This window comes from Streptomyces silaceus (assembly GCF_001419745.1).
GTDB lineage: Bacteria > Actinomycetota > Actinomycetes > Streptomycetales > Streptomycetaceae > Streptomyces > Streptomyces silaceus.
The window spans coordinates 1-7,969 of the sequence record NZ_LIRJ01000402.1 but is presented as its reverse complement, the minus strand read 5'-3'; the positions used below and the strand labels follow the sequence as shown (position 1 = coordinate 7,969).

5 protein-coding genes are annotated in these 7,969 nt (G+C 74.5%); 2 read left to right on the top strand and 3 right to left on the bottom strand.

Annotation, left to right across the window (positions count from 1 at the left end; all coding sequences use genetic code 11):
- The coding region (locus tag AOK22_RS31480) for a DUF5682 family protein (protein ID WP_055702126.1) at positions 1-2,145 on the bottom strand (2,145 nt) is incomplete at its 3' end.
- On the bottom strand, positions 2,142-3,275 hold the full coding sequence (locus AOK22_RS31475; protein ID WP_055702125.1) for an ATP-binding protein: 1,134 nt from the start codon (positions 3,273-3,275) through the stop codon (positions 2,142-2,144). The genes AOK22_RS31480 and AOK22_RS31475, both read right to left, overlap by 4 nt.
- Before the next feature lie 153 nt (positions 3,276-3,428).
- Between AOK22_RS31475 and AOK22_RS31470 the strand changes: the two genes are divergently transcribed.
- Both AOK22_RS31470 and AOK22_RS31465 read left to right on the top strand, forming a co-directional pair.
- Positions 3,429-4,781, top strand: a complete 1,353-nt coding sequence (locus AOK22_RS31470) for an SWIM zinc finger family protein (RefSeq protein ID WP_055702124.1) — start codon at positions 3,429-3,431, stop codon at positions 4,779-4,781.
- A 23-nt stretch (positions 4,782-4,804) separates the two neighbouring features.
- Entirely contained in the window at positions 4,805-6,418 is a 1,614-nt protein-coding gene (locus AOK22_RS31465; protein WP_055702127.1) for a DUF5691 domain-containing protein, read from the top strand.
- A 348-nt stretch (positions 6,419-6,766) separates the two neighbouring features.
- On the opposite strand, the gene icmB is transcribed toward AOK22_RS31465, so the two are convergent.
- Positions 6,767-7,177, bottom strand: coding sequence for a coenzyme B12-dependent isobutyryl CoA mutase small subunit (gene icmB, locus AOK22_RS31460; protein WP_055702123.1), 411 nt, complete (start codon positions 7,175-7,177; stop codon positions 6,767-6,769).
- Positions 7,178-7,969 lie beyond the last annotated feature (792 nt).

The window sequence follows — 7,969 nt, the reverse complement described above, 5'->3', positions numbered from 1 at the left end:
GACGAACCCCTCGATCCAGGCGGCCCCCTCGGCCGGCTCACTCCCCCGGGACAGCGCGAGCCCCATGAGCCGGGCGACGTCCTCGTCCCCCAACTCCCCGCCGTCCAGCAGCAACCGCACGCACCGCCCGCGCACCACCCCGGCTATCCCGTCGCGCCGGGCGAGCACGAGCAGCACGGAGAACCAGCGGGCGCGGATGCCCGCGGACGAAGCCGCCCTCGGGGGCAAGGCCGCCCCCGCGGACGAGGCCGTTCCCGTCGTTGCCGTTGCCGTCGCCGTTGCCGTTGCGGTTGCGGTTGCGGTTGCGGGGGATCCCTCACTCAACTCGCCGAGGAGCCCGACCGCCTGGTGAACGGCGTCGACATGACCCCGCATCTCCAGGGCCGCATCCGCGTCGAGTCCCGCACACGCGGGCGGCAGCCCCACGAAGACCCGCTCGGCGAGCCCGAGGGCCACCTCGCCGAGCGCCTCCGTGCCGGTCCCCCGAACGTCCCCGTACCGCAGGGCCCGCACCAGCGCGGGCAGTGCCTGCGCGAGGTGCCCGACATCCGCGTCCAGCGCCGCCCGGTCCGCCAGCACCCGCATCACCACGGGCAACGCGTCCGGCAGATCGGCCAGCAGACACCGCTCGGCGAGCGCGGTGACCTCGGCGAGCGCCCCCGCCTCGACCGCGTCGGACTCCGCCTTGCCCGTGGCCGCGCCCAGCACGGTCGTCCCCCACACACCCGCCTCCGCGACCCGCACGGAGAGCTCAGGCTCCCACCGCAGCCGCCACGTCTCGCGGAACGTCCCCGTGCTCCCCCGGGACGCCACCGGCTCGCCCCAGCCGATGCCGAGCAGCCGCAGCCGGTGCAGCAGCCTGCTGCGCGCCGCGTCGGTGTCCTTGCGGAGGTCGAGCTCCAGCTCCCGCTCCAGCGCCTCCGGCTTGAGGCGCAGCCGGCGCTGGAGCCGTGCGAGGTCGCGCTGCAGCGGCACCGCGGGCGCCGCCTCGGGCACCTCGCCCAGCACGTCGCCGACGACGAGCCTGTCGTGCACGAGGGAGAGCGGCACGTCCGAGCCCTCGCACATCACCGCGCGCACGGCGTCGGTCGTCTCGGTGAGCCCGGCCAGCGGCCGCCCCCGCATCGCGGCGAGCGTGTCGGCGAGCCGCACCGCCTCGATGACGTGGGCAGACGAGACGAGCCTGTCCTCGTCGCGCAGCAGCCCCGCGACCTTGGTCATCCAGCGCTCGACGGGCCGGTCGGGGGCGGAGAACAGGTGGCCGTACCACCCCGGGGAAGCGATCCCCGCGCCGTACCCGCTGGCGCGGGAGAGCCGACGGTGGGTCCAGGGCACCCAGGTCAGCTCGGCCTTCACCTTGGGCAGCCCCTTGAGCAGCGCCCGGTCGGCCGCCACGGTGGTCCTGCGCCGCAGCGCGGGCACGTGCCAGGCCCCGCACACGACGGCGACCCGGTCGGGCCCGAACTCCTTCTGCGCGGTGCGCATCTGGAGCCGCATGTACGCCTCGCGCACCAGGTCACGGGTGTGCCCGCCGTCTCCGTAGGTCTCGCGCAGCTCCCCCATGGCCTCGCCCAGCGCCTCGAAGGGCGCGAACGCGTCGCCCGCCTCCCCGCGGTGCTCGACGACGTCCTCCCACCACCGCTCCGGGTCGTCGTACCCGGCCGTCTCGGCGAGCACGGCGATGGGGTCGATCCGCACCGCGTCCGCACCCTCCGCGTCCGCACCCTCCGCGCCCTCGCCCTCCACGCCCCCGCTGTCCGCGGCCTCGTCCCTCCCCTCCTCCGGCTCCTCGTCGGCCCGCGCCAGCGAGTGCGCCGCCGGCAGGTCGAAGAAGCGCACCGGTACGCCCCGCGCGACGGCCCACCGGATCGCCACCCACTCCGGGGAGAACTCGGCGAGCGGCCAGAACGCGGACCGGCCCGGCTCGTCCACCACGTGCGCGAGCAGCGCGACCGGCGGCCGCATCCCCTCGTCGGCGGCGAGCTCCACCAGCGGGTCGGCCTCCGGGGGCCCCTCCACGAGGACGACCTCGGGCTGCGCCTCCTCCAGCGCGGCCCGCACGGCGCGCGCCGACCCGGGCCCGTGGTGCCGCACCCCGAGCAGCAGCGGCGCCGCACCGCAGCCCTTCTCCGCGGCCGTCGTCATGCGCTCACCTCGCGGCACGCGCGGTAGAAGTCCTTCCAGCCGTCCCGCTCCCGCACGACCGCCTCCAGGTACTCCTGCCAGATCACACGGTCCGCCGCGGGGTCGCGCACGACGGCGCCGAGGATGCCGGCCGCGACGTCACCGGGGCGCAGCACGCCGTCTCCGAAGTGGGCAGCCAGGGCAAGGCCGTTGGTGACGACGGAGATCGCCTCCGCCGTGGACAGCGTGCCGCTGGGCGACTTCACCTTCGTCCGCCCGTCGGCGGTGACACCGTCGCGCAGCTCGCGGAAGACGGTGACGACACGGCGTATCTCGTCGATGCCCTCGGGGCCCGCGGGCAGGTCGAGGGAGCGGCCGATCTGGTCGACGCGGCGCGAGACGATGTCGACCTCGGCGTCGGCGCTCGCCGGCAGGGGCAGGACGACCGTGTTGAAACGGCGGCGCAGGGCGCTCGACAGGTCGTTGACGCCGCGGTCGCGGTCGTTGGCCGTGGCGATGAGGTTGAAGCCGCGCACGGCCTGCACCTCCTGGCCCAGCTCCGGGATCGGCAGGGTCTTCTCCGACAGGATCGTGATCAGCGTGTCCTGCACGTCCGCCGGGATGCGGGTCAGCTCCTCGACACGCGCCGTCATGCCTTCCGCCATCGCGCGCATGACGGGGCTGGGCACGAGCGCGTCGCGGCTGGGGCCGTGCGCGAGCAACTGCGCGTAGTTCCACCCGTACCGGATCGCTTCCTCCGGCGTGCCCGCCGTGCCCTGCACGAGCAGGGTCGAGTCGCCGCTGACGGCGGCGGCAAGGTGCTCGGACACCCAGGTCTTGGCGGTGCCGGGCACGCCGAGCAGCAGCAGGGCGCGATCGGTGGCGAGGGTGGTGACGGCGACCTCGACGATGCGGCGCGGCCCGACGTACTTCGGCGTGATCACCGTGCCGTCGGGCAGCGTGCCGCCGAGCAGATACGTCGCCACGGCCCACGGCGAGAGCTTCCACCGCTGCGGCCTCGGCCGGTCGTCCTGCGCGGCGAGCGCGGCCAGTTCGGCGGCGAAGGCGTCCTCGGCGTGCGGCCGCAGTGTCTGCGCGGGCGCGGCCGGATTCGCGGTCGCGGACGACGTCGAGTCGACGGAAACGGTCATGGAGCGATCCCCCTCCAGCTCGTCCGGGCACGTCTGGCCCGGATGTGTCTCCACCGTGCACCACGCCACTGACAATCGCCCCGACCACCGCTCTGACCTGCGCGGATGATGGCGGCACGAGCGATTGTCAGTGGCGGCGCCTACCTTCGACACATGACTCAGCAGGGGGTGCGCTGGACGGCGGATCAGGTGCTCGCACTGGCTCCTGACGCGCCGTCACGCAAGGCGGGAAGCAAACTCGGCGTCGCCGGCCCATGGTCGGAGGCGGGCAGCTCGGGCGAGGGGACGGTGTGGGGGCTGTGCAAGGGCAGCGGCAGCAAGCCGTATCAGACGGTCGTCGACATCGCGGACACGGCGGGTCCGGCGTACAAGTGCAGTTGTCCGAGCCGCAAGTTCCCGTGCAAGCACGCGCTGGGACTGCTGCTGGTCTGGGCCGCGGCGGACGGCACCGTGCCGGACGGGGAGCCGCCGACCTGGGCAGAGGAGTGGCTGACTTCGCGCCGTAAAAAAGCGGAGGACAAGCGGAGTTCGGCGGCGGCGCCGGCCGCCCGGGCCGATCCGGAGGCCGCGCGCAGGAGGGCGGAGAAGCGGGCCGAGCGGATCACGGCGGGGGCGACGGAGCTGGAGCAGCGCCTGTCCGACCTGCTCCGCGGCGGCACAGCGGCGGCCGAGCAGGCGGGGTACGGCCTCTGGGAGGAGACGGCGGCCCGGATGGTCGACGCGCAGGCGCCGGGACTGGCCTCGCGCGTGCGGGAGTTGGGGGCGATACCTTCGTCCGGCCCCGGCTGGCCGGTGCGCCTCCTGGAGGAGTGCGCCCTGCTCCACCTCCTCGACCAGGGCTGGCTCCATCGCGACGTACTGCCGGACGAGCTGGCCGCCACGGTCCGCTCCCGCGTGGGCCTGTCCGCGCAGCCGCAGGGCCCGACGGTCCGGGACCGCTGGCTGGTCCTCGCGCAGTACGACACGGCGGACAGCAGACTCACCACGCGCCGCATCTGGCTGTACGGCACGGACACGGGCCGCACCGCGCTCCTCCTGTCGTACGGGGCGGCGGGCCGCGCCCCCGCGCTCGCGCTGCCGGTGGGTCTCGCGCTCGACGCCGAGCTGACCGGATATCCGGGCGCGGGACAGCTGCGCGCGGAGCTGGGCGAGCAGTTCACGGCCCCGGCGCCCACCGCGCTGCGGCCGCCGGGGGTGGGACCGGACACGGCCGCGGCCCGGTACGGCGAGGCGCTGCGCGCCGACCCCTGGCTGGAGTCCTGGCCGGTGACGCTCGCCGACGTGATACCGACCCGGGAAGCCCAGGGCACCTGGCAACTGACCCACCCTGCAACCGGATTGGCGCTCCCCATCACCCCGTCCGCCGCGTCCAGGCCGGGCCTGTGGCGGCTGGTGGCGCTGTCCGGGGGCGCACCGCTGACGGTGTTCGGCGAGTGCGGCCACCAGGGCTTCACCCCGCTGGCGGCCTGGCCGAAGGACGCGGGAGAGACGGTGCCGCTGTGCTGACGAACGTACGCGAGGAGAGGCAGATGCCCACACCGCACGCCCGGCCCGCATGGGACGACCTGGTCACGGCGGCCCTGCTCGGCACCGACCGCCGCGCGCTGCCGTCCGCGCTCCAGATACCCGGCAAGGAGGCGCCCGCCGCCCTCCTGGAAGCCGCCGCGCTGCAGACGGTGCGGCGCAGGGCGGGCCTGCGGCCGGCGCCGGCCGCCACGCCGCCCGAGCCCGCGGCGGACGATCCCAGGCCACCGGTGCCGCCCGCCGCCAGGCACAGGCTCGCGACGCTCCTCACCGACCAGCCGGGCACCGGCAGCGGCGGCCGCCGGGGCGCGGCACCGGACCTGATGGAGCTGCTGCCCCAGTGGCTGGCGCTGGCCAACGCGCGGGGGTACGGCCCGCCGCCGGAGCTCCTGCCCGCTCTCCTGAACGCGGCGCGCGGCCGCACGGACCTGCGCCCCCAGGCCCTCACCTTCGCGGGCCCGCGAGCGCTGTGGCTGGCCCGCCTGAACCCGGACTGGAAGTTCGCGCTCCGCGCCACACCGGGAGGCGGGGTCCCGCTGCCCGCCACGGACGACACGGCACAGGTCCAACAGCTCTGGGAGGAGGGCCTCTTCGCGGAGCGCGTGGCCCTGCTGACCACACTCCGCGCTCACACGCCGACAGCCGCCCGGGACCTCCTGCTCTCCACCTGGTCGACGGAGCGGGCGGAGGACCGCCTGATGTTCCTCGACTCGCTGCGCACCGGCCTGTCGGGCGAGGACGAGCCGTTCCTTGAGCAGGCCCTCACCGACCGCAGCCGCAATGTCCGCGCCACGGCCGCGGAACTGCTCTCCGCGCTGCCGGACTCCGCGCTCGCGGGACGGATGTCGGCCCGCGCGGCGTCCTGCGTGGCCGTCGACCACACGTCGAGCACGCCCACGCTCACCGTGGAGGCGCCGCACGAGTGCGACGCGGACATGGAACGGGACGGCGTCACCCCGAAGCCGCCCGCCGGGCGCGGTGAACGCTCCTGGTGGCTCGGCCAGTTGGTCGAGGCGGCCCCGCTCGCCACCTGGCAGCCCCGCCTCGGCAACCGCACGCCGACCGAGATCGTGGCGCTCCCCGTGGCCGACGACTGGCGCGGCGAACTGCACGCCGCGTGGTGCCGTGCGGCGGTACGGCAGCGGGACGCGGCCTGGTCCCGGGCGCTGCTCGGCACCCCCGCGTCGCCCGACGCGGCGGGGCCGGGGGCCGTCTCGCTGGCCGAGCGCGCCAAACTCCTCGCCACGCTGCCCGCCGCCGAACGGGCCGAGTGGGTGGCCGGCTTCATCGCCACGCACGGGCTGTCGGAGGCGTTCCAGCTGCTCGGAGTCTGCGCGGTCCCCTGGGCGGAGCCGCTGGGGCGGGCGGTGGTGGACTCCCTGAACATCGCGCGGGACGCGGGCAGTTACCCCTGGAGCTTCAGCGGGGTGATGGGCCTGGCGGAGCGCTGCCTCGATCCTGCGGAGGCGGTTCGTCTCGACGCGCTGACGGCGATACCGGACGAGCCGGAGAATGCGTCGCCGGGGGCGGGCGGCTACTGGTCCGAGGCGTTCCAACGCCTCGTCACGACGCTCCGGCTGCGCGCCGCGATCCGCGCCGAGCTCCCTCCGCGCCCCTAGCCCTCCCGTGCCGGGGCAGGGCCCACCTCCCCGGCACGGACTGGCCCCCCGGCTGCACCGGGGCGGGAGCCTCCTTCATCGCCACTCGGCACCGTGGGCACAGCGGAGCGGCACGGTCCCGCCGACCTCGGCGCGGGGGGCACGGCCCCCACCGGGGCGCGCCCGCACGTGCTCCTGAGGGGACGTGGGGGTATGTGCGCACGGAGCGCCGAGCGACCTCTGGCGTCTTTGGACTTGAGGCGGGACGCAAGGGATGGCGAGTACGCACATACCCCCGCGGCCCCGCCCCACCGACGAACCGAAGGCGCAGACCCCAGCCCAAGGCGCAGACGCCAGAGAAAGAGAGGGCTAGACCGCCTGCCGCACATTCCCCCGGACCCACTCCACGATCGACGCGGTAGTGGCCCCAGGAGTGAAGATCTCCGCTACACCCTTCTCCTTCAGCGGCGCGATGTCCGCCTCCGGAATGATGCCGCCGCCGAACACCTTGATGTCCTCCGCGTCCCGCTCCTTCAGAAGCTCGAGCACCCGCGCGAACAACGTGTTGTGCGCCCCGGAAAGGATGGACAGACCGATCGCGTCGGCGTCCTCCTGGATCGCGGTGTCCACCACCTGCTCGGGCGTCTGGTGCAGCCCGGTGTAGATGACCTCCATACCGGCGTCACGCAGCGCCCGCGCGATCACCTTGGCCCCGCGATCGTGCCCGTCGAGCCCCGGCTTGGCGACCACCACGCGGATCGGCCCGGCTGCCACACCCATCACTGCCTCCATGTACCGATATCCGTACCGACACCACTCTGTCCCGGCACAGATACCCCGCACCACACCGGCCGGGGAAGTGAACGAACGTTATCTACAGCATCGCGCAAGCGGCAGTTTCGCGGTGGAGAGCGAGGGGGAAATCACACGTTGGGACACGTTCGCTGCGCGCCCATCCGTTGCCCAGGGGCTCACGCTCCGCATCCGGACCAGGCGCGAGGGGAGCCGCGACGAGATCGCCGGACCACCACGCCGGCAGCCGCACGGCGTGGTGGTGCGGTGCATCGGCGAAGCAACGGGGGCACGGGCACCACCTGGTCAGGCAGGCGGCAAGGAACACCGTCCGACGGCCCCGGACCGTCCGACCGACGGAACCGGACCGACCCCCGCCGCACAGCCGACCACTCGCCCCCGACTCCCCCATAGGGCACACGGGGGACAGAGCTGTCCTCCCGTGCGCCGGTCGGGAGGTCGACGATGCCGGTCACAGGGGTACACACAGGGGGCCACAAGGGAAAGCGCTCCGGCGCCCTCAAAGGGAGCCAGAGCCGCCCAGGCCCCCACAAAGGAAGCCGCCCAACGCCCCACCCAGGCAGCACGGGCACCACAGGCACCACAGGCACCACAGGCACCAAGAAAACCACAGGCACGACAGACACCACACGCAGCACAAGAAGCGCACCGAGCACAGAGACCCGCGCGGCAACCCGCGCAGGCCCGCACCCCTTTCGCCCCCTCGCCGCACTCCTCTCGGCCGGACTGGCGAGCCGCTCGGCCGGACTGGCGAGCCGC

Bases quoted from the DNA above. Each gene is read 5' to 3' on its own strand.
- AOK22_RS31475 (WP_055702125.1), bottom strand. From the start codon at position 3,275: ATGACCGTTTCCGTCGACTCGACGTCGTCCGCGACCGCGAATCCGGCC.
- AOK22_RS31470 (WP_055702124.1), top strand. From the start codon at position 3,429: ATGACTCAGCAGGGGGTGCGCTGGACGGCGGATCAGGTGCTCGCACTG.
- AOK22_RS31465 (WP_055702127.1), top strand. From the start codon at position 4,805: ATGCCCACACCGCACGCCCGGCCCGCATGGGACGACCTGGTCACGGCG.
- icmB (WP_055702123.1), bottom strand. From the start codon at position 7,177: ATGGGTGTGGCAGCCGGGCCGATCCGCGTGGTGGTCGCCAAGCCGGGG.